Raw genomic sequence first — 22608 nt, forward strand, 5'->3', positions numbered from 1 at the left:
TGAGTCTTTTTAGCTCACGCCATAAGTGATGTTTTATCTTAACAATTAGTCTCAGGGGGATAGCATGGCGATGCCTTCAAAGGTCTTAGGCCTATTGGTTGCCTTTCTTATATCATCAACGGCTTCGGCCACAGTTTGCCGGCAGGCGGTGGGTGAGTTTGGGGGGCTGGCTGCCCTTCACGTCAAATACGATGACAAAAAAGCTTTTGCAGAAGAGATCTTCTCAGACAGCTATGCTGAACGGGTGGTTGAAAAGTATTTTCTAACATTAGACCCCTATAGAATGATTTTTTTCGATACAGAATTCAAAGTGGCTAATGGGTACAAAATGGCCATAACCGAGATGGTAGGTGGGCTCCGAGAGGATTGTCTGTTTTTTGAGGCCACCTATGAGATGTTCGCCAATGCCCTAAGACGTCACAAGGCCATTATGAAAAATACCTTCCGCGATGAGAAACAGTTGGCGGCAGATGTGCAAGCGATTTTAAAAAAGTGGAAATCCGAAGAGGGGTTAGCGGATGAAATCGAATTGATGGAGCGTTTTGCCGACAGCCCCGAGGAGCTTGCTGAAAAGGCTAAACTGATTTTGGCTAAAGAAGTAAATCGCGTGGCCCAAGGCAAAGAAATGACCGAATCGGATTTGCGCACGGGCCTTCGCATTATTAGCCAGTTTCGAAACGGGTATGATTTTCATAAGCCAGAGAGCCTGTACCAGGCCATGGCCAAGTCTATGCTAGATGCTCTTGACGCCCACACTCGCTATTTCACAAAGACCAAGTACGATGCGTTTATGGATGCGTTGACAGCCGGTTTTGCAGGTATTGGTGTGCATATTGTTGAGGCCGAACAAGGCTTAAAGGTTGTTGAAGTGGTTTCGGGTGGGCCCGCAGATCAACAAGGGGTTTTAAAGGCAGGAGATGTGATTATTTCGGCCAACGGTGATGAGGAAGTTTTACTTGAGCCGGTGGAAACAGCGGTCCTAGCCTTAAAGGGTGATCCTGGCACAGCGGTCAGTGTGGACATCATGCGTGATGGTCAACGCATCAACGGCCTAGAAATTGTGCGTGGCTTCGTTAATACCCAAAAAGAGTCAGTCACCTATCGCGTAGAAGAAATTGATGGTGTTAAATACGGATATGTGCACGCCACACAATTTTATTCGGCTTCTGACATGGGTGAAGGTGGTCTCAGTGCGTCTGTGAAAAAAGCACTGATCAGTTTAGAAGACCAAGGAGTTGAGGGTTTACTTCTAGATTTAAGTGGTAATCCCGGCGGTTCGGTAGATGAGGCCGTTCGAATTGTGGGGCTTTTTATTGATGAGGGACCGGTTGTGAGATTAAAGGGCCCGGTAGTTGATGATGTGAAGGTGGATACGGATTCTTCTTACAAGTTCAATAAGCCAGTTGTAGTTATGATAGACCATGGGTCGGCATCGGCGTCAGAAATTGTTTCAGGAGCCTTGCAAGACTACAATCGCGCATTGGTGATCGGTGCTGACAACTCTTATGGTAAGGGTTCAGGGCAATCAGTATTTGCGACGGAGGCCTTTAGTGGACTTCAGGTGCTAGACGGCGGTGTGAAGCTGACCACGTTTTATTATTACTTACCCACGGGGCGTTCCATTCAGCATCGGGGCGTGCAAAGTGATGTGGTGTTGCCTGCAGTAACCTCCAGCGAAGAGGAAAAGCTTGAAAAAGACGTGAATCCTACAAGCTTACCGCCAAAGCCCATTGATAGCTTAATGTCTAGAAATGGTGGCGATAAATGGATGAGCGATACAAAGCGCAAGGGCTACGTCAGTGACCTAAATGAAGGCGTGAGTTTTGGGTACTATGACTCAGCAGAAAAGCAAGCCTTCCAGGTTCTTAAAGGTTGGGTGCGCCTCAGCCAGGGAAAAGCGGCATTAACACCGCTTGAGAGCTATGAATCCCTGATGATGAAGGTGGATTAAGCCGCATAAAAAAAAGAGCCCGCACATTCGTGTGGGGCTTGCGATGTGATTTAAACAACTGATTGCAAAAAAAAAGACTGCCTAGGTTCTGGCAGTCTTTTTTTTTAATGAGAAGACGCTCGCTATGATCAGGCCAGTGCGACCCAAGTGTTAGCTAAACAAGAGACAAGCGGGCGGCAACAAATTTCGATATCCGTTGCCGCACAGGGGATTTATAGGGATGCGTGTTTTTCAAAGGTCCAAGAGCAAGCTTGTGGCTATGGAAAGTCCGGGCGACCAGACATTTGTGTCTTCGTAGGTGGCAGGAACTTGCGTGGTATTGAGCTCAACAGTGAGTTCAAAGCCCGCTGTTTTTCCTGTGGGGTTCAGTGAAAACCCCGCAAGTGGGCCATAGGTGTTGATGTCACGGGTTTCAGAGTAGAATGTTCCGCTCGGCCCACCGTCTCGGTATTCGGATTCAAATCGCAGCTGCATGTATTTTAGACCTAAATAAACAGCAAACCAATCAGACACCTGGTAGCCGTAAGATGCGGCGAGCGTAATGCCAGAGAGGTCCATCTTCTCAACGAAAACATCTGACGAAAAAATACTTTCTGAATTATCAGCCGAGTCCTTATAGCCGGCACTGGCTACATAATCAGCTTTAAGTGAGGCAAGTTGCTCGCCACCTTTTGTCTTAAATAGACTGCTGCCAAGAAATTGCCACTTCACTCCACATCCAGTGGTGCTGCCTGAAAATGGTGATACAAGAAGCTGGCAATTTAAATCTAGATTTTCAAGGACTCCCACCCCAGCCGAGTAGCCCATTCCGGAGGTCACAAGGCTGCCGGTCTCTGTTGAGGATCCAGAGATTAGGGTTGGGCCCACCGTCGGGTTTGATGTCATCAATGCCCCGAGGCGAATTCCCCCTTGCCCCAATGTGTGAGGCGGGTGGCCTTCATGGGTCGGTAAGTTCACGGCGCAGCCGCTAAAGATTAGGCTAGCCAAGGCCCACAGAAAGTGTTTGTGATACATATTTCCCCCTCAATAGAATTCAATTTCATTTATTACATTTGACGAGCACGTCCACTGACAGCCAGGGCCGCCTCGCGAATTACCTCTGACAGTGTGGGATGGGCATGAAAACTTAAGGCCACATCTTCACTACTTCCGGCAAATTCCATGGCCACCACCAGTTCGCCCAACAAATCTGAAGCTCTGGGACCAACAATATGGGCACCTAGAATGCGGTCAGTGGTTTTGTCGGCAAGTATTTTTACTTGTCCTTCGGTGTGGCCAAGCGCCTTGGCGCGGCCATTTGCCGTAAATGGAAAAGTGCCTACGTTGAAAGAAACACCAGCAGCTTTGAGTTCTTCTTCTGTTTTGCCCACCGAGGCGAATTCTGGCCACGTGTATATAACACTAGGTACGGTTTCATAGTTCACATGGCCATGTTTTCCGGCAATGATTTCGGCTACGGCCACGCCTTCTTCTTCTGCCTTGTGTGCAAGCATGGGCCCTGGAATCACGTCTCCAATGGCGTAGATATGACTTTGTGATGTGCGCCAATGTCGATCCACCTCAACGACGCCGCGGTCATTGGTAGAAAGGCCCACGTTCTCAAGGCCAAGACCTTTTGTGTAAGGAGCTCGTCCTGCGGCGACCAGCACCACATCACACTTCACCTCCAGTGTGTCACCTTTTTTCATGCGCTCAATACTCACAGTTACCGTAGACCCTTTGACCTTGGCTTGAGATACTTTTGCATCCAGTTCAAAGGTGAACCCTTGTTTACTCAAGATTTGCTGTAAACGTTTTGAAAGTTTAGCATCCATGGGTCCGCAAATTTTTGAACCATATTCGACAACTGTCACCTTGGCGCCAAGTCGCCCCCAAACAGAGCCCATTTCTAAGCCGATAGCGCCGGCGCCAACAACCACCATGTGTTCAGGTACAGCAGGTAAAGACAAAGCTTCTGTGGAAGTGATAATATGCTTGCCGTCGACATCTAGGCCAGGGAGCGGCCGGGGCACGCTGCCGGTGGCGATCACTATATTTTTACCCACAAGCGTTTGCGTTTTTCCGGCACTATCAGTGACCTCCACTTCGTGGGGGCCTTTAAATTTTCCCGTTCCCTGAAAGGCCGTAATCTTGTTTTTCTTAAACAAGTAATCAATGCCAGTAGTGAGTTCCTCAACAATTTTATCTTTTCGCTTGAGCATGGTCGAAAGATCCAACGACACAGAGCCTACATTTACACCATGATGGCCCAGTTCTTCCTGGGCGGCTAAGAAATGTTCGCTGGATTCAAGTAAGGCCTTTGAAGGGATGCAGCCCACATTCAAACACGTGCCACCAAAAGTTTTATCTTTTTCAATCACTGCCGTGTTGAGGCCGAGTTGGGCGGCGCGAATGGCGCCTACGTAGCCACCGGGGCCTGAGCCAATAAAAATCACGTCAAATTCATTTTGCGACATTAGAAATTCCTTAAGTTTTAATTAAATGCCCAGAAAAATACGCGAGGGATCTTCAATGCATTCTTTAACCCGCACGAGGAAGCTTACAGATTCTTTTCCATCGATGATTCGGTGGTCATAAGAAAGTGCCACATACATCATGGGATGAACTTCTACTTGTCCTTTCACAGCCACGGGGCGCTCTTCGATCTTATGCATACCTAAGATGCCGCTTTGTGGTGGGTTCAATATGGGCGTGGACATCAGTGAACCGTAGACACCGCCATTACTGATAGTGAAAGTGCCTCCACTTAAATCATCTACGGTGAGTTTTCCATCACGAGCTTTCAATGCGTAATGTTTGATACTTTGTTCAATTTCAGCCACAGACAAACGATCGGCATGACGGATCACGGGCACCACCAGACCCTTTTCAGTGCCAACGGCAATGCCAATATGATAGTAATTATGAAACACAATGTCTTTGCCGTCGATGTAGCCGTTTACCCGCGGGTACTCTTTAAGGGCTTCTACTACGGCTTTCACAAAAAATCCCATGAACCCCAAGCCGACACCGTATTTTTCTTTAAATGCATCTTTGTAACGATTGCGAAGGTCCATTATCGGGCCCATGTCGATCTCGTTAAAAGTAGTCAATATGGCTGCACTTTGTTGGGCTTCCACAAGTCGCTTGGCAATGGTTTGTCTGAGCCGAGACATGGGTTCTCGAACGATTTCCTCGGTGCCGCCGCCCAAGTTCTGAGCCATCGGCAAGGGTGGGATTTTAGAGGGAGCCGGCGCAGTTGGCGCACTCACACTAGCGCCCGCCGGAGCACTGGCCGCAGTTAACATATCACCCTTAGTCACTCGTCCGCCACGTCCCGTGCCAGTCACAGTTTGGGGGTTGATGCCCGTTTCTGCGGCCATTCTTTGCACAGCTGGACTGCCGCTGGCTTTAAGATCGGGATGCGCACCGTTGCCCGAGCCATTCGTGCCGGCAGGTGGGGGAGGAGGTGTGGCCGAGGCACGGGGTGTGCCGCCGGCAGGTTTTGCAGCACTGGTGTCGATTTGTCCCACAACTTCGCCAATGGGAACCGTTTCTCCTTCGGGAGTGCTAATTTTTAGTAGGCCTGACTCTTCGGCCACCACTTCAACGCTGGCTTTGTCCGTTTCAAGGACCAAAAGCACATCGTCTCTATTGACGTATTCTCCATCTTGTTTGCTCCACTCGGCAATTGTGGCCTCAGTAATGGACTCGCCAACGGCGGGGATTTTAATTGAAAATGCCATGTTGTGCTCTCTTTCTGTTCATCCTTAAATCATTAAACATTCATTGACGATGGCTTGTTGTTCCGCCACATGCACTTTGTGCGAACCGGTGGCTGGTGTGGCTCGTTCTGTACGGCCTACATATTCTACAGGCATTTTGTTGAGACCCAAATCTTTTAAAAGGTCCTCGATTTTTGGTGCGATGTATGTATATGCACCCATATTTTTTGGTTCCTCTTGCGCCCAGATCACTCGCTTAAGCCCTGGGTAACCACCTAAGAAAGCCGCCAGTTGGATTTTTGGAAAAGGCGAAAGTTGTTCCACTCGAATGATAGCAAGCTTCTTATCAATGGGGCTTTTTTCGCGCTCACTGACAAGATCATAGTAAAGTTTGCCGGTGCACAAAATCACATTCTCTACAGCAGCTGTGTCAGGCTCTTTCGGGTCGGGAATCACCTCTTGAAAGGGACCAGTGGCTAACTCTTCGAGTGTAGACACAACCATGGGATGCCGGAGCAATGATTTAGGTGACATAATGACTAAAGGCTTTCGAAAATCCCGTTTCATTTGTCGCCGTAGAGCGTGAAACAAGTTGGCCGGTGTTGTGAGATTGCAGACTTGCATGCTGGCTCCGGCACAGAGTTGTAGAAAACGCTCTAGTCGTGCGCTTGAATGCTCAGGTCCTTGTCCCTCATAGCCGTGGGGCAATAACAACGTCAGGCCGACCATTCGCGCCCACTTATCTTCGCCAGAGGAGAGGAATTGGTCGATGATGATTTGTGCGCCGTTAGCAAAGTCTCCAAATTGCGCTTCCCAAATGGTCATAAACGAAGGGTCGGTGATGGCGTTTCCATATTCAAAACCCAAGACAGCCATTTCAGAAAGGGGGCTGTTGTAAATGCAAAATTCTTTATTGGGATTGATCTGAGCAATGGGCTTGTAAGGCTCACCCGTTTTTGTGTCAAAATAAACAGCATGTCGATGGGTGAACGTACCGCGCATCACATCTTGGCCGGTGATTCGTACAGAAATATTTTCTGACACTAAGCTTGCGTAGGACAAAAGCTCAGCCATGCCCCAGTCAATGTTATTGTCTTCCATCATCTTGGCTCGCTGCTCAAGAAGTCGCTTCACTTTAGAGTGGATATTAAACCCATCTGGCGTTTGCGTGAGAAACTGGCTTAGCTCTTTTAATTTTTCCGCATTCACCGAGGTGTCCCAGGTCTTTTCAAAGTCCTCTAGTGTACCTCGACGCAATTTTTGCCATTGGCCACCAAACACTTGGGGCTTAAACTCGGGCGGATTCTGGCGAACATCTTCTAAAATCGCCTGCAGGTTGTCCATTTTTTCTTGGTAAAGATTGTCAGCCCAACTTTGATCAATGACGCCCTCTTTAACCAGAGTTTCTGTGTAGATGGCTTTGGCCGTGGGGTGTTTTTTAATCACGTCATACATAAGGGGTTGGGTGAATGCGGGTTCGTCACTCTCGTTGTGACCAAAGCGTCGATAGCAAATGAGGTCAATCACCACGTCTTGTCCAAATTCTTGCCGAAACCGAAGGGCCATGTTCATGGCGCGCACACAGGCTTCGGGGTCGTCGCCGTTGACCAACATAACGGGAGCTTTGATGGCTTTTGCCATATCAGAACTGTAACGAGTGGAGCGATCATCTACTGGATTGGTGGTGAAACCCACTTGATTGTTGATAATCACATGGATGGTGCCGCCCACGGTATAACCTTTAAGTTGAGACAGCTGCAGAGTTTCACTCACAATGCCTTGTCCAGAAAAGGCGGCGTCACCGTGTATGAGCACATTCACCACTTTTTTTCGCTCGCCGGTATCGTTATGAAAGCGTTGTTTGGCTCGGGTCATGCCGCAGGCCACAGGATTGACAGCCTCGAGATGGGAGGGATTAAAGGCCAGCGAAACATGGCAGGTGCCATGTGGAGTTTCTTTGTCAGTGGAATGGCCCAAATGATATTTTACGTCGCCCTCATATCCTGATAGTCCAATGATATTTCCACTGAACTCTCCAAAAATGGTTTCAATGGCTTTATCCATGAAATTAGCAAGGACATTGATTCGGCCTCGATGGGCCATGCCAATAACAATTTCTTTTACACCCTTTTTGGTTCCCGTAGAAACTAAGGTTTCGAGCATGGGCAATAGCGAGTCGCCGCCTTCCACCGAAAATCGCTTTGCACCCACAAACCGAGAGTGAAGGAACTTTTCAAGGGACTCTGTGCGAATGAGCGATCGCAGAATTTGCTTTTTGTCTTCAGCCTCTAGCTGAAAGTCCGGGGACTTTTGTTCCATTTCGCGGTTAAACCACTCGCGCACGTTATCTTCACAGCCAGAAACCTGCACAGCCAGTGTTCCGCAATAGGTCGATTCTAAAAACGCAATAATGTCTTTGAGGGGAGCATTCGGTAGCCCCACCAATCCGCCGGATTTAAAAGGTTTATTTAAATCTGTTTCGCTCAAGCGAAAACGCTCCAATGCAAATTGCGACAGATCTTTTTGGGTCAAGTTCAAAGGGTCAAGATGGGCGGCTTGGTGGCCGTAGTCGCGGTATTCTTTGATGAGGTTATACACACCGATCTCTTGATCAGACAGCTGTCCGGCGCCCGCTAAATTTTGCGCAAACTCCATCCCTTCAAAAAACAAGCGCCATTCAGGGTCGATGCTATCGGGATTTTTTAAAAAGTGACTGTATTGTTCTTCTATGTATTCCAGGTTTCCGCGAGAGAGATAGCTGAATTTCTCTGAAGAGGGTTGCGCCATGATACTGTCCTGATGTTGTGGAATCGAGTTACTATGTGCTTAAGATATAACAATTATTTTTAAAAAGTGGCACCCGAGAAACCAATTGGGGCTGGTTTTCCTAAATTATTAATGCACTGCATGTTTTACCTCCTGGCCCTTTGTGGTGCTAGCCAGCGTTACATAATGTTTGTATGAAGATTCAAGTTTTAATCAGTCAAAGAGAGTTGGGGATGGTTCTATGAAATGGGCAGTGAACCCTGTAGGTTCAGCATTGAAATGGACAAAAATGTTTTCTGTGGTTTTGGGCGGCATCTGGCTCATGTTGGTTCCGTCAACCGTGTGGGGTTTCGGTACTGATTTATCACAAGCCGCAAAGCAATCCCTTGTTGAATTTAAAGCAGACCCCGTAGGGGTGATGAATCGTCCGCTGGTGAAACGATTTTCGCCGAAAACGTCTTTGCCGGTGTCCGCAATGCGAAGCGAGTTGTCGCCAGAGGAGATCTTTCGGCGAAAATTATCTGTTCGCCGACAAATTTGTGGCGACCAAGGTTGTACAATGGACCCATTTGGGTTGCGTGCTTTGATGGAGGCGGACGATTTAGCGGAAAACTTAGTAGACACCCCCGAGGGCTTAGTAAAAAGTTTGGATCAGGTGCAAAATCTAAATTTACTCTCTGGCGAAATTAGCAATCAGCCTTGGTCTGACTATTACTGGCCCGTGTATCAAGGGCTTGTGGGCAATCGCTATGCCGATGGATTTTTGTTTAAAAATGAAAATTGGTTAGAATATCTAAAAGCCGCCATTCAACCCGAGAAGACCCTTTTGTATTTGTGGGACAATCGGTTTCGTCCCGGTGAAGAAGAATCCTTTGCAAAACAAATAGATCGGTTATCACCATCAGAAAAGTACGACTTGCTGATCGGTGTGGAGGATGTCCCGGCTTTTGATAAGGCGTGGCAAGAAGCTGTAAATTGGTCAGAGGGAGATTGGCCGCGGGGGTACATCACCCCATGGCAGTGGGCCGAGGGGCAAAACTATTATAATTCCAGTGAAAAGCACGAAGTGGAGCCGTGGATGGGACTTTGCCATGGCTGGGCGGGTGCCAGCTATAATATGCCACGCCCAGAGAAAGTAGTTCAGGTTCTGGCTGCTGATGGCAAGACGCCCCTTAAATTTTATCCATCAGATATTAAAGCGCTGACCACTTACTTTTGGGCCAAGCACCGAATGCCGGCGCGCTATATCAGCGGTCGTTGCAACGAAAAAGAGCCTGAGCAAGACAAAGACACGGGGCGAGTGCTGCGCGATGAATGTTACGATACAAACCCTGGGTCATGGCACCTTTCTGTGGTGAACCAAGTGGGCAAAAGCCGACGAAGCTTTGTTATGGATTCGGCTTTTGACTATGAGGTTTGGAATCAGCCTGTGAAAAGTTATCGGTACATCTACATGAACCCGGTGACTAACGACACGTCCACGGATTGGCGGAAGGTGATGGTGGGCTTTGACGATCCGGCCACCGTGCAAAATGATGTGTTTAGAAAATTTCGGTTGAAGAAAAAAGAATTCTACAACGACAGACCCAATATGAAGCCTAAATATTTAGTGGCTGTGCTGATGGAAGTGGGGTACTTGGCAGAAACTTTGCCCGTTCAGGCGCCGAAGGACTCGCCGAGCGAGGATGCCGTTTCCTATGTCCAATACATGTATGACCTAGAGCTCAACGAACAGGGCGAAATTCTCGGCGGCGAGTGGTACTCCAATATGCATCCGGATTTTTTATGGAACGTGCCGGCCGGGGTTGTTGAAGAAAAAGCTTACTACACCTACTTAGATCGAGTTCTCGAAGGGGAGTGGAGCGGTGAGGCTGAGCTTCCGCCAGAATGGCAAAAATCAGCAAAACTAGAGGCCATCTTAGAGAGCAAGCCTTTGGCGCGAATACTTGATGTTCTTATTGAGCAGTCGAGGCGCTGACCCCTCTGACCTAAGTAGTTTAAATACTTTAAGTTAATTGTTAATTGCTGGCGATAGTATATGCTAGTCACATGGACTATCTTCACCATCTAGCAAGCTGGACCAGTCAATTTCACTGGCTTCCTGATTTTTGGGATTTCAATATAGCCACCATTGATGGCAAACCCATCACCTTAGGTACGGTTCTTACCGGAATAGTTCTTCTTATTTTAGGATATTTTTTATGTCGACAGCTCAGTCGGTGGTTTGGGCGACGCGTACTCTCCCGTTTAGATATTGATGAATCACTGAAGCACACTCTGCAGACCATCATCTTTTATGTGCTTTTGATAATACTCACGTTGTTTGTTTTGCGATTACTGAATGTACCCGTTACCATCTTCACAGTTCTCGGTGGAGCTCTTGCTATCGGAGTCGGTTTTGGTTCACAAAATATTGTAAATAACTTTATTAGCGGTTTGATTATTATGATTGAACGGCCGGTCCGTGTGGGCGATTTCATCCAGCTAGAAAGCCTAGGGGGCCGGGTGGAACATATTGGGGCCCGCTCCACTCGAATTAAATCTCTCGATAATACCCATATTGTTGTTCCCAATAGTTCTTTCTTAGAGAAAAACGTTTTGAATTGGACTTTGAGTGATGATCTGGTCCGAATCAAAGTGGCCGTAGGGGTGGCCTATGGTTCAGATACAGAGCGAGTGGAGAATTTTCTCAAGCAAGCAGCTGGCGAAGAAGATGCCATTTTGAAATACCCAGAGCCCATCGTTGTGTTTGCGGATTTTGGCGATAATTCACTGAATTTTGAAGTGTATTTCTGGACTCATCTCACAGACATGATGAATATCAAATTGTTGCAGAGCCGATTGCGCTTTCGAATCGATCATATCTTCCGCGAGGGCGGCGTTGTGATCGCCTTTCCGCAACGAGATGTTCACCTCGATACATTGCGCCCCCTGCAGGTGGAAGTGGTTCAGCCAACAAGTAAGCATTAGGCGCCGTGTTATCGGGCTCTAGAGACTTCCTTTTAGGGTCACATGGCGCTATTTTGAAGGCGCTTTACCGCCATTTTAGGATGTAGATAACCTAGGGGACTTGCGATCAAACCTGCCGTTGCAACCATGGACGTAAAAGATTTTGCCTCCATGGATTTCTATCAAGATCACCTCAATCAAGTGAGTCGCAGTTTTGCGTTTTGTATTGAGCAGCTGGAGTGGCCTTTGCGCCATTGGGTGAGTTTGACCTATTTGGTCTGTCGCATGTTAGACACCATTGAAGATGCCGAGTGGTCAGCCGATGAAGATCAAAAAATTCAATTTCATGAGTTTGATCAGCTGATGAGTGGCACCAGCGCCTTGAATAATCTGAAGCTTTGGCAACAGCGATTTCCCAAACACATTCCAAAGGGTGAGCAAAAGCTCATTGCTGAAAGTGAACGGGTATTTTTAGATTTTCACTCCTACCCAGAGGATGTGCGAAGAACAGTGCAGTTTGTCGGCGTGACCATGAGCTCGGGTATGCAGAAGTTCGCGGGGCGAAGTGGCGCAGGGATTGTTCGGTTAAAAAATCTTTGTGATGTGAATCGGTATTGCTTTTTTGTGGCCGGTCTTGTGGGCGAGGGCTTGACGCGATTATTGTCTTTAGTCGACTCAAAAGTGGAGCTCACCTCGAAGCGACTTTTGGCATCCCATCACTTTGGCCAGTTCTTACAAAAAGTGAACTTACTAAAAGATCAAGGCGACGATGAGAAAGTGGGGCGGTTTCTAGTCCCCTCAAGGCGAGAACTCACCGACAGTTTGGGTAAGAATGCTCTTCAGGCCAAAGAATATTTGTACAGTATCCCCCTTGAACATCAAGGATATCGTCTGTTTTGTGCTTGGTCTTTGTTTTTGGGGTTGGCCTCATTGCCTTGGACAAACGCCGCCTATGTGAGTGGTAAAAAATTGAAGATACCTCGTTTTGAAACTGCAAAAATATTAGCCGATGTGAAAAGTCGCATAGATAAGCCCGAAGCCCTCAATCATTTATTTGAAGAGCTATTTACAAAAGCCGGTCTGAAAAGGCGCGAGTTTGCGGTGAATTGTTCAAGTGTGGGGCCTTGGCCCAGTGACCTTTATAGTGGGGCCCTTCAGCGTTCAGACCTCGTGGACCTTGGGGTTTGTGAGTAAAGATATGTTAGAGACCCTGCAGTCTTTTGATGAGTCCCTGTTTTTGTTGATCAACAAATCTTGGGTGAATGGTGCATTTGATGTATTTTTTCCGTTTATTACGGACCTTTTAAAAAAACCTTGGGCTGTGATGGGGGCCTTGCCCTTGTTGTTGGGATTTTGGGTGTATAAACAGCGGGGATACGCGATCAAGGGCATCGTGGCGGCCCTTCTCGTGGTTTCGGCTTGTGATTTGTTTTCCTACCGGGTGATTAAGTCTATAGTTAAGCGCCCACGGCCCAATCATATCGAGGCCTTGGCGTCCACCGTTCGAGTGCCGGGTCGGCCGCCGAGTCCAAGTTTCCCTTCTAATCACGCCACAAATATGTTTGGCCTGGCCGTGGTTCTTAGCTGGTATATCCCTGCGGGATTTTGGTTATTTTATTTATACGCGGCACTTGTGGCTTATAGCCGGGTTTACGTGGGGGTACATTTTCCACTGGATGTGACTGTGGGCGCCTGTCTCGGCGTGGGCGTGGCGTTTTTATTGCGAAAGGGACTTTTTGAAAGGGTGAAGTGGTTTCAGTTTCCCCGAGGCCCTTCGGTGAATCTGAGCCCCAGGTAAAAATCGACCGCCATCACCGGCGGTCCTACTAGTCTTCTGTCAAAAAGGCGACGTGTCAGCAAAGGACTCGCAGGGTGGGAGGTTTAACTCCACTTTATGAGGTCCGTTGTTAGAATAAATTCCCAGGTTGGCAAGTGACGGACCTCCTATACTGTAAGGGTATCCTCTGCCGTCAAAAGAACTCATTCGTTTACTCTTCTGTTCTTTGTGCTCGAAGACCCGAATCACTTTTTGATTTCCTTCAAAAGAAATTTGCATGCTGAAAGTTTTTTTCGCTTCGGATTTGCTCACGTCCATATCTAGCCGGGCTTTTGTATCAGATCTCAAATTTGATAGCGTCCAAAACGGGATGGCGTAAGTGATCTTCTCAGGTAAAACCCTGTTGTAGCATTGAGGGGTGAGGCTCAGCGTGGATACGCCCGGTTCTGGGTCATCACCCAAGGTTGTCCAGTTGAAGTATCCAGAGTTTTCATCAGACCAAATTTCAGCAGCTTCTAAAAAGGCTTTGCTTGTAGTCAAGATCATTTCGTTGGTGGAATAAATAATAGCGCTTTGAAGCGAATCCAAAAACGATTCATCAATTTCTTGAGCGCAGTCATTGTGAGCGGTCAGACCCAAGGCCTTAGAGTCAAGGCATGCAAAGTTGGTAAAATATCCCGGTGAGTCCATGTTCACGTTTCTGAAGAAATCGTTTTCGTCTTGGCTGTCGTATGATGAGCTTTCATAATAAGGTGTTCCATAGAAAGTCCAAGGGGTGTCGTAGGAGTTAGATGGCTGGTACTGTTGATCTTGGTCTTCACCGCTCTTTCCACCAAAGACTATGCCTATGGCCTCGTGATTCAAGTTCTTGACCACAGAGCCTGAATTTCCGCTGATGACATCACAGCCGTGGGTCATTATGATCGGCCCTTTTTTGGAAAAAGAGTATCTGTTGAGCACGGAGTTTCCGACCACCTCACATTGGGTGCGCTTGAAGGTGGCGGTCTTATAGACGTCGTTGTAGTCCACTGAGTCAATAATGACAGGGGTCCTGTTGCCAATGTCCTGCTGAACAATTTTAATTGCAGGCAAATCTATTTTTCGATCCAGTTGAATGAGGGCGATATCTTTGATCAGCTTAATGTTGTCAGTATCTGATTCGGTGTTAATGGCTGAGTGCTCAACAATCCGTTCGCATTTGGCAGAGAGATTGCCTTTAAAGAAGCGAAAAAACACTTTGTCGGTACAGCCACTGGCTTTTTCGATGATATTTTCCACGCAATGTCTGTTGGTAGCCATTAGTGTTTTGCCATTGATTTCGCCGGCGATCCAGGAGGTGCAAACTCCATATTCAATGCTTGATCGTCTATAGTAATAATCCTCAACGGCTGAGGTTCGGTGATATATAAAAGTGGCCGCTGTTGAACTATTGCACTCTGGTCCGCAAATAATGTCATATTTATTCGCCACTTGCTCGATTTCGGGCGACTCGATGTTGCCTTTAGAGCCGGTTTTGAATCCACAACCCACACTAAAAATGGCCAAACTCATTGAAAATATTGAAAAAAACGCGCGCATGTCTTTCCCTGTGTCTAGAAGTTCAATGGCCCTTTTTTGCAGAAATGATGCCAGCCCCAGGTAAAAATGGGGCTGTTTGAGGGTGGTCAGATCCTGGGAAAATCCGAGGGCTCGGACGAACATCTCCCAACTATTGGACGTCGTTCAGGCTCCAATCGTAGCTGAGAAACTTCACGCTGAACTGAGCCAATTGGCCCTGTCGGGTTTTATCGTCGGTCATGTATGGAGCCACAAATTGCGCCACCGTGCGGCCGCCACGGGTAAAATCCCCTTCAAACCAATCGAATATTTTTGAAAGCTGAAGAGTTTTATCATTGTCGTGAGCTGCATTTCTTGAAGTGTCCCGTAAAAAGGCCGTGGCCTGGCGATCCAATTGCTCATCAAGCTCAGTGGCCACAAAGGCTTCGTTAAGAAGCCGTGGGCAGCCTATGGAGGCACAATTTACGGCAAAATGTATGCGCGGTTCTTTGAACTTTTCACGCAATGTGGTGTGCTCGATCCAATCGAGATTTCGCTTTTCTCCTAAGAGTTCAAAGAAGTTTTTTTTCCAAGGTTTTGAAAACCAACTGCCAATATCTTTTATGGATTTTACCGGGTAGTGATCGACAATCAATTTAAGTGTAAATCCATTGTAGGCGTTGATCAAAAAAGCCATTTGTTCATTTTTAGTCCACTTTTCATACTCACCAGGGGTGACGGCACCGAGAGTTTTTAAGTATTGCTCAAGTTCTGATTTTTTAAGTTTAAGGCGTTTGTACATCACTGAGCTTGAGGTCTCTGTCATCACCACATGTTGATGCAATATTGAGGTCAACGCTTTATGGGAGTGATCAAATGTCGGGGATGCGGCCTCTGCCACAGCGGGGCTTTGTAACTCAGGCACCAGTACATAGAGAAATCCCAAGGCCAGTAGTAGCGCAAAAAATAATACGGTTGATCGGATTTGTCTCATTGTCGGGCCCCCAAAGAAAAATTGAATATTTATTCTGACCCAAACTTTCGAAAAAATCCACTTTACGATCTGCTGCGCCGCTGGATGAGAGCATTCAAATGGCGACCCAGCAAAGGGAGAAGGCCAAGTAAAGTGAGGGATCCAATAACTCGCAGTGACATTAGGCCGTGAATAGATTCAATCTGGGCCAGCTGCGTGCCTGCGTTAACGTAAACCATGGTGCCTGGAAGCATGCTGATCTGACTGACCCAATAAAAGGTGAAAAGGGGAATAGGCGTAAGGCCCATGCCAGCATTAATAACAAAAAAAGGCACCGCCGGCATCAGGCGAAGGCTAAACAGGTAGAGCGCACCATCTTTGGCAAACCCTTGGTTCATATTTTTAAGGTGCGAGCCCCATTTGTTTTTAAGCCAGTCAGAAAACAAAAACCGACTCAACGCACAGGCTAATGTGGCTCCCATTGTGCTGGCAAAAGATACAATAACTACTCCCACTTTGAAGTCAAAAATGGCTCCGGCCGCCAGGCCCAAAACTGTGGCGCCGGGAAGCGACAAGGCGGTGACCGTCACATAAAGTGCAAAAAATAGGCTCAATAGGAGGATAGGGTGATCTAAATAATATAGTCGCCAAAATTCTTGAGTGGATTTCAAGTGGTGAAGGCTCAAGGCCTCAGGGCCATCCAAGTAAAAAAATGCGAGGACCACTACAAGTAGAATGACAAGAGTGGCCGTTTTTTTGTGGCGAGTTTTCATGGTGTACTCACTACCACTGAAATGGCGATTTGAACACGTCCTCTCCGCGCGGTGGGGGCATATGTATTTATGTCTGAATATCCGCACGAGGGAAAAGTGGAGATGAAATTGTGAGTTTTTATAAGAAATCACGGCAGTGAGGCGATAGATGCGGGGCCCATTGGGATAGAGTTGTCTAAAAGGGTTGAAATAAGCTGTCAAAGTTAGACAGTTCTTGAGTTCAATTTCGCAAACCGTCAAAAAGCATGGATTCTCGAGTCAAACCCTGTTACAAGGCTTCTAGAGATGAAAACAACACACCCGTACATGAAACAAATGGACGATAATCCCCAAGGGATCAGTTGCCCGCTTCCGGATGTCTCCCACGAAGAGTTGCCGTTGGTAGGGGGCGAGCTGGAGCGAGTGGGCATGGCCGGCATTGAAATGCCCATTTTGGTATCTGACCCATCGGGTTCCATCTCCCGCATCCCAGCTAATATCACAGCCTTTGTGAGCTTAAATCAGCCGGATGCCAAGGGCATCCATATGTCGAGGCTTTATCTGCGCTTGCAGGAAATTGTTGAAGAAGAAGTGTTCTCTCTTAAGGCCGTCAAACACCTGCTCGAAGAATTTGTGCGGGTGCAAGGGGGTTTGAGCAACAATAGTTTTCTTAACGTTGAGTACACATTGCCGGTGAAGCGACCTGCGTTGAAAAGCCAAGAAAGTGGTTGGCGGCAGTACCCTGTGTTTATGGGGGGAGAGTTAACCCAAAAAGGGGTGCGTTTGCACCTTGGCGGGCGTGTGACTTACTCGAGCACCTGCCCTTGTTCGGCGGCCTTGGCTCGGCAGTTAATTCAAGATCAGTTTAAAAAAGATTTTGGAGCCTCTAAGCAGGTCACGGCTGAGGCCGTGATGGAGTGGCTGGGGCAAGAGTCGTCCATCGTGGCCACACCTCATGCACAACGCAGTTGGGCCGACTTTAAAGTCGGTCTCACTGAACAGGCTTGGAACAGCTCGCCAGTGCAATTTATTGATGATCTTGAGAAGGTCTTGGTGACGGCCGTGCAAGCCGCCGTCAAACGGCAAGATGAGCAGGAGTTCGCGCTGTTGAACGGGCGAAACCTGATGTTTTGTGAAGATGCTGCCCGGCGTATCAAAAAATACTTCACTCAAGACTCACGTGTTCAATCCTATTGGGCGCGGGTGGACCACAGTGAGAGTTTGCATCCGCACAGCGCGGTGAGCGAAATTTCTGGTGAAAAATAATTAAAATTCATTAGGCTAGTTTTGTTAACGAGGGGGTAATGCCAATGTTTGGTGCTTTTATGGGGAGCTTTTGGATACCATTGGTTTTGATGGTCCTCGGGGTTCCCATGTTCAGTTTTGCTGCCACAAGGCCCGTGATTTATCCTGGCATGAAGCAAGCCTTGATTGTCATTCAAAGTTTTGATCGACAAACGGGCGAAGTGGATGACGATCCACAAAGGCTCTACGGCCTTATGAGTGGGCCGGTTCGAAAAGCGCCTTCGGGCGATGAGGGCAAAGTCATTGAAACCTCGTCTCGTGATTTTAACTTAACCTGTGTGGAGAGGTTGTCTTCGGGCACCGTTCAATGCCAATTTATCATTCAAAGTACGGGAGAATTTTGTAAGGTGGATGGTGTGTTGCAAGAGGTGTCCTGTAAGATCCTTGGATCAGAAGCCTTAGAGATCATCCGCGATTTGCACATGAAAGAAGGCGAAGAGACTTTGGCTTATAGAACGAGTGACGGTCGCTTGTTATTTGCAGTGATGCCCGATGAGGTGACTCTTAAATTTTCTGGGTCCTATTGAACGATTCAATGGTGCAGAAATTTATTTCTAGTCCAGAACTTGCGCGACGACTCAAGTAGCCCATCATTTGATCGATCTCGGCATAATAATTCGTGGATTTCAAAAGAAAAGTGTCGTCAGTTTGTCGTCGGAGCGCTTGAACAAGTGTTTCTTGATGCCACCCATAATGGAAATAGCCGTCAACTTTTGACTGGCGACTCTTTTCAACCACGGCTTCAAAAACAGCATGGGCTTGTTCAAACGGAACGTAATCAACCAAGCAGGCGTTGTTCGGGAAAAAATTTACGACTTTACCATCTAGGGTAGTGCTGAAGGGAAACGATATTTCGTTTGTAGTCGGCCAGTGCTGTAGGGCCATGTCGTAGAGAAATGTATTCGGGTATTTTTGTTGAACGAGATGCGGCGGCACTGGCGAACTGTCATTGTAAAGGCCAACGGTGGATAAGGCTTTTTGCAGGTGGGGACTTGAGCACCATCCGCCCCCGCGAAAGCTTTTAATGTTGGTGTAACCTTGGTGACTTAAAGTTTTTAGACTAAAGGCAAACAGTGCCTCCAATTCAGATTGCGAATAGCTCGTAACAGGGATATCACCACCGTATTCGTTATTCCAATGCCAAGATTCTCCGCCATCAAAAAAAGAAGGTTGCGAAAGAAAGTTCACATGAGCCGCTCGGAGGAGTCGCTCCCAGCAGTGAACGTGAAGGCCAATCTCGTCAGAGTCTGATATCCCAAGGCGAACCAGCTCGCGTGCGCCGTCGGTTGGCCAATTCTCTGAAGCAATAAAATAGGCGGGATTCAAAAATTGTATACGCGGAATAATTGGATACTTTGCAGAAAGCTCGTTCATGGCTTCGAGATTTTCAGGAAGCAGAGATGTACCCTCCCAATCAACTGAAAACATTACATGAATGGCCATGAACACCTCGGGCGGGGTTGAAATTGCAGTGAGAGAGGCTAACAGTAAGTGAGAGTTTTACGTGAGATCTCAACAGGGGCCAATACATTTATGTCATCACAACTGACCATGCGTTCTATTTTGACTGGTTTGGTCATCGGTGGGTTGTTAACTCCGTGCAATGTCTATAGCGGATTAAAAATTGGTTGGTCATTTAACATGTCCATACTTGCCGCGCTTTTGAGTTATGGTTTATGGGCTGCCTTTAGTCGAGTTACAGGGGCTCCTGAATGGTCCATGCAAGAGAGTGTTTATTCACAAACATCCGCATCCGCAGCGGCATCAATTATTTCAGGTGGGTTAGTGGCGCCTATTCCAGCGTACACCATGATCACAGGCCTGACATTGTCAGCCTCCATTTTGATTTTATGGGTCTTTCTTGTGAGCCTACTGGGCGTATTGGTGGCTGTGGGATTGAGACATCAGATGTTGGTCACAGAAAATCTGGTGTTTCCAGTCGGCGTGGCTACGGCAGAAACCGTCCGCGACATCCATGAATCTAGTGGGCATGGGCGAAGAAAGTTATTGGCCTTGTTCATAGCTTCAATTCTGGCGTTTTCGCAAAAATTGATAAGCGAATTTTGGATGGTGTTACCGAAAATGCCTTTTCTCCCTTCCTTTAACGGGTTGTTGGGCGGGCTTAAGCTCTCAGCTAAAAAACTAGGATTGGTTTTAGACCCCTCCCTGCTAATGGTGGGCTTTGGGATGATTATGGGATTTCGTTCAGGACTATCGATGCTTTTTGGCGCACTTATTTGTTGGTTGGGAATAGTTCCAATGATCATATCTAAGGGCTTTCAAGATTTTGATGCCAATGGTGAATATATTTTTGGATCGGTGGTCGGGTGGACCCTATGGCCCGGGGTAGGGTTGATGGTCTCAGCTTCAATAACCACGTTTTTATTGAGCGTAGGAAGATCTATTTTGAAGAAAAAAACGGCCTTCAAAAAGCTCCCGGAAAACTTCCTATGGCAGCCACGCTTTTTGGGTGCGCTATCTGTTTTTGCGGTGGTATTGGCCGCGGCTCAATATTTTATATTTTCCATATCTTGGGGGACGGGTGTTTTAGCTGTATTAGCATCGGTTTTGTTGGGTGTGGTTTCTTCAAGAGTCACGGGTGAAACTGGAATTGCGCCAATAGGTGCGTTGGGTAAAGTGACGCAACTGAGTTTTGGTTTTATGAACCCAGGTCAAATTGCCACTAACCTGATGACAGCCAATGTGACAGGGGGTGCTGCTGGGCAAAGTTCAGATCTTTTGCACGACTTGAAGGCGGGTTTGTTGTTGCAAGTGAATCACTATCATCAAGTAATTGCTCAATGTTTTGGTATTGCCATGGGCGCGTTGGTGGGCACTATGGTTTATTTGTTTCTCATTCCTGATCCAGCAAAACAGTTGTTGACGGATGAGTGGCCAGCTCCTGCCGTGGCCACTTGGAAATCAGTAGCTGATCTAGTGGCCAAAGGTTCAGAGGCGTTTCCGTTGGGAGCCCAAGAAGCTCTGTGGATATCTCTCATTTTGGGGATAACTATGGCCTTAGTCGAAGGCTGGATGCCCAAGAAGATGCGCCTATTTTGGCCGAGTGCCTCTGCTATGGGGTTAGCATTTATTATTCCAGCATGGACTTCGCTAACATTGTTTGTCGGCAGCCTGTTGGCATTAGTTATTCACAGGCTTCACAGCCGCTTTGCCAAGATGTTTGTGTTGGTCATAGCTGCTGGGTTGGTGACAGGCGAGAGTTTGGCTGGAGTGGTGTCTGTAGTATTAAAAGCGCTGTGGCACTAATCCCATTTGCGTTTTTGGAGGAAGTCGGTCTGATAAAGGCCGCTAGTAAATTCAGCCACACCAGTTTTTATGAATTAATCCATTTTGATATTCATCAGGTGAATTCATGCATGGGTTGTGTTGTGCCGCATCTCTCCTTAAGTCCAGCAACAAACCAATGGTCGAAATGATGAAGCCCTTTTACAATGGAGAGATCTAACAAAAGGGCTTTTCTAATGGAATTCACAAAGTGGGACCGGTCATTCAGCGTGGGCGTGAAAGAGATCGATGAAGAGCACAAAAAGCTCTTAGGCTTGATTGAGGCCCTCTATCAAATTAAAGACCGCGACGATCGCGAGTTTGTGGGGCGGGTGCTAGCCACCTTGATTGATTATATCAATGTGCACTTTTACCACGAAGAACAGCTATTAAAGAATGTAGGCTACACCAAGTATGAGGAGCATCATCGTCAACACGTGGCGTTCACTAAAAAAGTAAGTGAGTTTCAAAAAAGTTTTGAAGCCGGGGATATCGATCTCAGCACTCGTATTTTAGAATACCTCAAGGTCTGGATCACTACCCATATTTTAGTGCATGACAAGGCCTACGAGGCCTACATCAGAAAGCACCATAAATACACGTGACGGTATGTTGTTTTATTTGGTTATATCTTATATGAATCAGGGAGAATATTTGAAGAGGTCTCTGAATCCAGAGGGTATCCTAAGAATAAACTCCAAACGAGTGAGTCACGAAGAGTAGAATATTATTTAAGGTTTAGTTTTATAGATTTCCTTTACTTTTCAAATCCTATGGATATTCCCGCTAACCCACTTATATCTTGGGAGTCGGAAACACTTGATGAAAATCGTGCATCAGCAAAGGCGCCTAAAAATGGGTTGAACCGGTGTCTATATGCAATTGATGTTATAAATCCGAATTCAGTTTCATCCTCTGCACTAGAATCCACAATATCTGTTTTTGTGCCTATTAGCAGTGTTTGTTTCGGTTGCCCAATGCGAAACCTTAAATATGGTCCCAAACCAACATTAAATGCTTCTGTTAGATGGAAGCGTGCCATAAGCGGAAATTGAAGGCTGTCGACTTTATGTTCAAACATGCTTTGTGCATTTCGAATTCTGTACTTCTTGCGTACGAAATTGGCTTCGGTTTCTAGGGAGATATCGCGACTCCTGTAAACTTCAAAGGCTACCGAAGCTCCATAGCCCAGATTTTTTTCAATACTTACGCTTTCATTATTAATTTTCACATCTGGCGTTGCCATATTCATGATGCCAGCAAAGTGCATTTTTACGGTGGGCTTTGGTTTTTGGTAACTGTATTCAGAGGAAACTTGCGAAAAACCAATGCAACTCAGGGGGCAAATGGTAAAGCCCACTATCAGTTGGTTCCGGTATTTCAATGTTTTTTTAAATAGAAAAACAGTATGATGATTCATGACATTCAACTCCCAATCCTTATTACCAATGGTCCTAGCGGCAGGGTATAAGTCAATTCCTTGCATATTGTGCGCCAGGTCCAAAGGCTACCGTTCGTTGCCACAATCCCTAGAGATGCAACTGAGTCACAATAGGGTCAGTTGAAATTGAATCTCTGGTCACATAACGTTTCAGGGGTGAGCTAAAAAT

Annotated in this window: 18 protein-coding genes; 9 read left to right on the forward strand and 9 right to left on the reverse strand. The window is 47.0% G+C overall.

Going from position 1 to position 22608, the window contains the following annotated elements:
• The first annotated feature begins 64 nt into the window (after positions 1-64).
• Complete coding sequence (locus tag H6626_02450) at positions 65-1951, forward strand: PDZ domain-containing protein (GenBank protein USN47972.1); 1887 nt, start codon at positions 65-67, stop codon at positions 1949-1951.
• Between the two features lie 231 nt (positions 1952-2182).
• Here H6626_02450 and H6626_02455 read toward each other — a convergent pair whose 3' ends face one another.
• The 4 genes from H6626_02455 to H6626_02470 are packed head-to-tail and all read right to left on the reverse strand — an operon-like array spanning position 2183 to position 8442.
• Positions 2183-2965: a hypothetical protein gene (locus H6626_02455; GenBank protein USN47973.1), complete on the reverse strand. Its 783-nt coding sequence runs from the start codon at positions 2963-2965 to the stop codon at positions 2183-2185.
• A 32-nt stretch (positions 2966-2997) separates the two neighbouring features.
• Complete coding sequence (gene lpdA, locus H6626_02460; protein USN47974.1) at positions 2998-4407, reverse strand: dihydrolipoyl dehydrogenase; 1410 nt, start codon at positions 4405-4407, stop codon at positions 2998-3000.
• 21 nt (positions 4408-4428) lie between these two features.
• Complete coding sequence (gene odhB, locus H6626_02465) at positions 4429-5676, reverse strand: 2-oxoglutarate dehydrogenase complex dihydrolipoyllysine-residue succinyltransferase (protein ID USN47975.1); 1248 nt, start codon at positions 5674-5676, stop codon at positions 4429-4431.
• A 24-nt stretch (positions 5677-5700) separates the two neighbouring features.
• On the reverse strand, positions 5701-8442 hold the full coding sequence (locus H6626_02470) for a 2-oxoglutarate dehydrogenase E1 component (protein USN47976.1): 2742 nt from the start codon (positions 8440-8442) through the stop codon (positions 5701-5703).
• Between the two features lie 220 nt (positions 8443-8662).
• On the opposite strand from H6626_02470, the gene H6626_02475 reads away from it, so the two are divergent.
• From H6626_02475 to H6626_02490, 4 genes are all read left to right on the forward strand, one after another.
• A complete protein-coding gene (locus H6626_02475; protein ID USN47977.1) occupies positions 8663-10399 on the forward strand; it encodes a hypothetical protein in 1737 nt (578 codons plus the stop codon).
• Positions 10400-10470: 71 nt separating this feature from the next.
• Positions 10471-11391, forward strand: coding sequence for a mechanosensitive ion channel (locus H6626_02480; protein USN47978.1), 921 nt, complete (start codon positions 10471-10473; stop codon positions 11389-11391).
• 126 nt (positions 11392-11517) lie between these two features.
• Positions 11518-12564 (forward strand): squalene/phytoene synthase family protein, encoded by a 1047-nt coding sequence (locus H6626_02485; GenBank protein USN47979.1) that lies wholly within the window; start codon positions 11518-11520, stop codon positions 12562-12564.
• Positions 12557-13168, forward strand: a complete 612-nt coding sequence (locus H6626_02490) for a phosphatase PAP2 family protein (protein ID USN47980.1) — start codon at positions 12557-12559, stop codon at positions 13166-13168. Before H6626_02485 ends, H6626_02490 begins: the two co-directional genes overlap by 8 nt.
• Positions 13169-13207: 39 nt before the next feature.
• On the opposite strand, the gene H6626_02495 is transcribed toward H6626_02490, so the two are convergent.
• From H6626_02495 to H6626_02505, 3 genes are all read right to left on the reverse strand, one after another.
• Positions 13208-14848 (reverse strand): trypsin-like serine protease, encoded by a 1641-nt coding sequence (locus H6626_02495; GenBank protein USN47981.1) that lies wholly within the window; start codon positions 14846-14848, stop codon positions 13208-13210.
• A 7-nt stretch (positions 14849-14855) separates the two neighbouring features.
• Entirely contained in the window at positions 14856-15677 is an 822-nt protein-coding gene (locus tag H6626_02500; GenBank protein ID USN47982.1) for a DUF547 domain-containing protein, read from the reverse strand.
• Positions 15678-15739: 62 nt separating this feature from the next.
• Positions 15740-16429 carry a TVP38/TMEM64 family protein gene (locus H6626_02505; GenBank protein USN47983.1) on the reverse strand — a complete coding sequence of 230 codons (690 nt, stop codon included), beginning with the start codon at positions 16427-16429 and terminating at the stop codon, positions 15740-15742.
• 285 nt (positions 16430-16714) lie between these two features.
• On the opposite strand from H6626_02505, the gene H6626_02510 reads away from it, so the two are divergent.
• Entirely contained in the window at positions 16715-17674 is a 960-nt protein-coding gene (locus tag H6626_02510) for a GTP cyclohydrolase I FolE2 (protein ID USN47984.1), read from the forward strand.
• A gap of 44 nt (positions 17675-17718) precedes the next feature.
• The gene (locus H6626_02515) at positions 17719-18240 is read left to right on the forward strand and encodes a hypothetical protein (GenBank protein USN47985.1); all 522 of its coding nucleotides are present in this window, start codon (positions 17719-17721) and stop codon (positions 18238-18240) included.
• On the opposite strand, the gene H6626_02520 is transcribed toward H6626_02515, so the two are convergent.
• Positions 18218-19156, reverse strand: coding sequence for a hypothetical protein (locus H6626_02520; GenBank protein ID USN47986.1), 939 nt, complete (start codon positions 19154-19156; stop codon positions 18218-18220). The genes H6626_02515 and H6626_02520 overlap by 23 nt on opposite strands.
• 48 nt (positions 19157-19204) lie before the next feature.
• On the opposite strand from H6626_02520, the gene H6626_02525 reads away from it, so the two are divergent.
• Both H6626_02525 and H6626_02530 read left to right on the forward strand, forming a co-directional pair.
• On the forward strand, positions 19205-20980 hold the full coding sequence (locus tag H6626_02525; protein ID USN47987.1) for an OPT/YSL family transporter: 1776 nt from the start codon (positions 19205-19207) through the stop codon (positions 20978-20980).
• A gap of 215 nt (positions 20981-21195) precedes the next feature.
• Complete coding sequence (locus H6626_02530) at positions 21196-21603, forward strand: hemerythrin family protein (protein ID USN47988.1); 408 nt, start codon at positions 21196-21198, stop codon at positions 21601-21603.
• Between the two features lie 152 nt (positions 21604-21755).
• Here H6626_02530 and H6626_02535 read toward each other — a convergent pair whose 3' ends face one another.
• The gene (locus H6626_02535) at positions 21756-22484 is read right to left on the reverse strand and encodes an outer membrane beta-barrel protein (GenBank protein ID USN47989.1); all 729 of its coding nucleotides are present in this window, start codon (positions 22482-22484) and stop codon (positions 21756-21758) included.
• Between the last annotated feature and the right edge of the window lie 124 nt (positions 22485-22608).

It is taken from the genome of Pseudobdellovibrionaceae bacterium (assembly GCA_023898385.1).
Classification (GTDB): Bacteria; Bdellovibrionota; Bdellovibrionia; order Bdellovibrionales; family UBA1609.

Bases quoted from the DNA above. Each gene is read 5' to 3' on its own strand.
- H6626_02450 (USN47972.1), top strand. From the start codon at position 65: ATGGCGATGCCTTCAAAGGTCTTAGGCCTATTGGTTGCCTTTCTTATA.
- H6626_02455 (USN47973.1), bottom strand. From the start codon at position 2,965: ATGTATCACAAACACTTTCTGTGGGCCTTGGCTAGCCTAATCTTTAGC.
- lpdA (USN47974.1), bottom strand. From the start codon at position 4,407: ATGTCGCAAAATGAATTTGACGTGATTTTTATTGGCTCAGGCCCCGGT.
- odhB (USN47975.1), bottom strand. From the start codon at position 5,676: ATGGCATTTTCAATTAAAATCCCCGCCGTTGGCGAGTCCATTACTGAG.
- H6626_02470 (USN47976.1), bottom strand. From the start codon at position 8,442: ATGGCGCAACCCTCTTCAGAGAAATTCAGCTATCTCTCTCGCGGAAAC.
- H6626_02475 (USN47977.1), top strand. From the start codon at position 8,663: ATGAAATGGGCAGTGAACCCTGTAGGTTCAGCATTGAAATGGACAAAA.
- H6626_02480 (USN47978.1), top strand. From the start codon at position 10,471: ATGGACTATCTTCACCATCTAGCAAGCTGGACCAGTCAATTTCACTGG.
- H6626_02485 (USN47979.1), top strand. From the start codon at position 11,518: ATGGACGTAAAAGATTTTGCCTCCATGGATTTCTATCAAGATCACCTC.
- H6626_02495 (USN47981.1), bottom strand. From the start codon at position 14,848: ATGTTCGTCCGAGCCCTCGGATTTTCCCAGGATCTGACCACCCTCAAA.
- H6626_02500 (USN47982.1), bottom strand. From the start codon at position 15,677: ATGAGACAAATCCGATCAACCGTATTATTTTTTGCGCTACTACTGGCC.
- H6626_02505 (USN47983.1), bottom strand. From the start codon at position 16,429: ATGAAAACTCGCCACAAAAAAACGGCCACTCTTGTCATTCTACTTGTA.
- H6626_02510 (USN47984.1), top strand. From the start codon at position 16,715: ATGAAAACAACACACCCGTACATGAAACAAATGGACGATAATCCCCAA.
- H6626_02515 (USN47985.1), top strand. From the start codon at position 17,719: ATGTTTGGTGCTTTTATGGGGAGCTTTTGGATACCATTGGTTTTGATG.
- H6626_02520 (USN47986.1), bottom strand. From the start codon at position 19,156: ATGGCCATTCATGTAATGTTTTCAGTTGATTGGGAGGGTACATCTCTG.
- H6626_02530 (USN47988.1), top strand. From the start codon at position 21,196: ATGGAATTCACAAAGTGGGACCGGTCATTCAGCGTGGGCGTGAAAGAG.
- H6626_02535 (USN47989.1), bottom strand. From the start codon at position 22,484: ATGCAAGGAATTGACTTATACCCTGCCGCTAGGACCATTGGTAATAAG.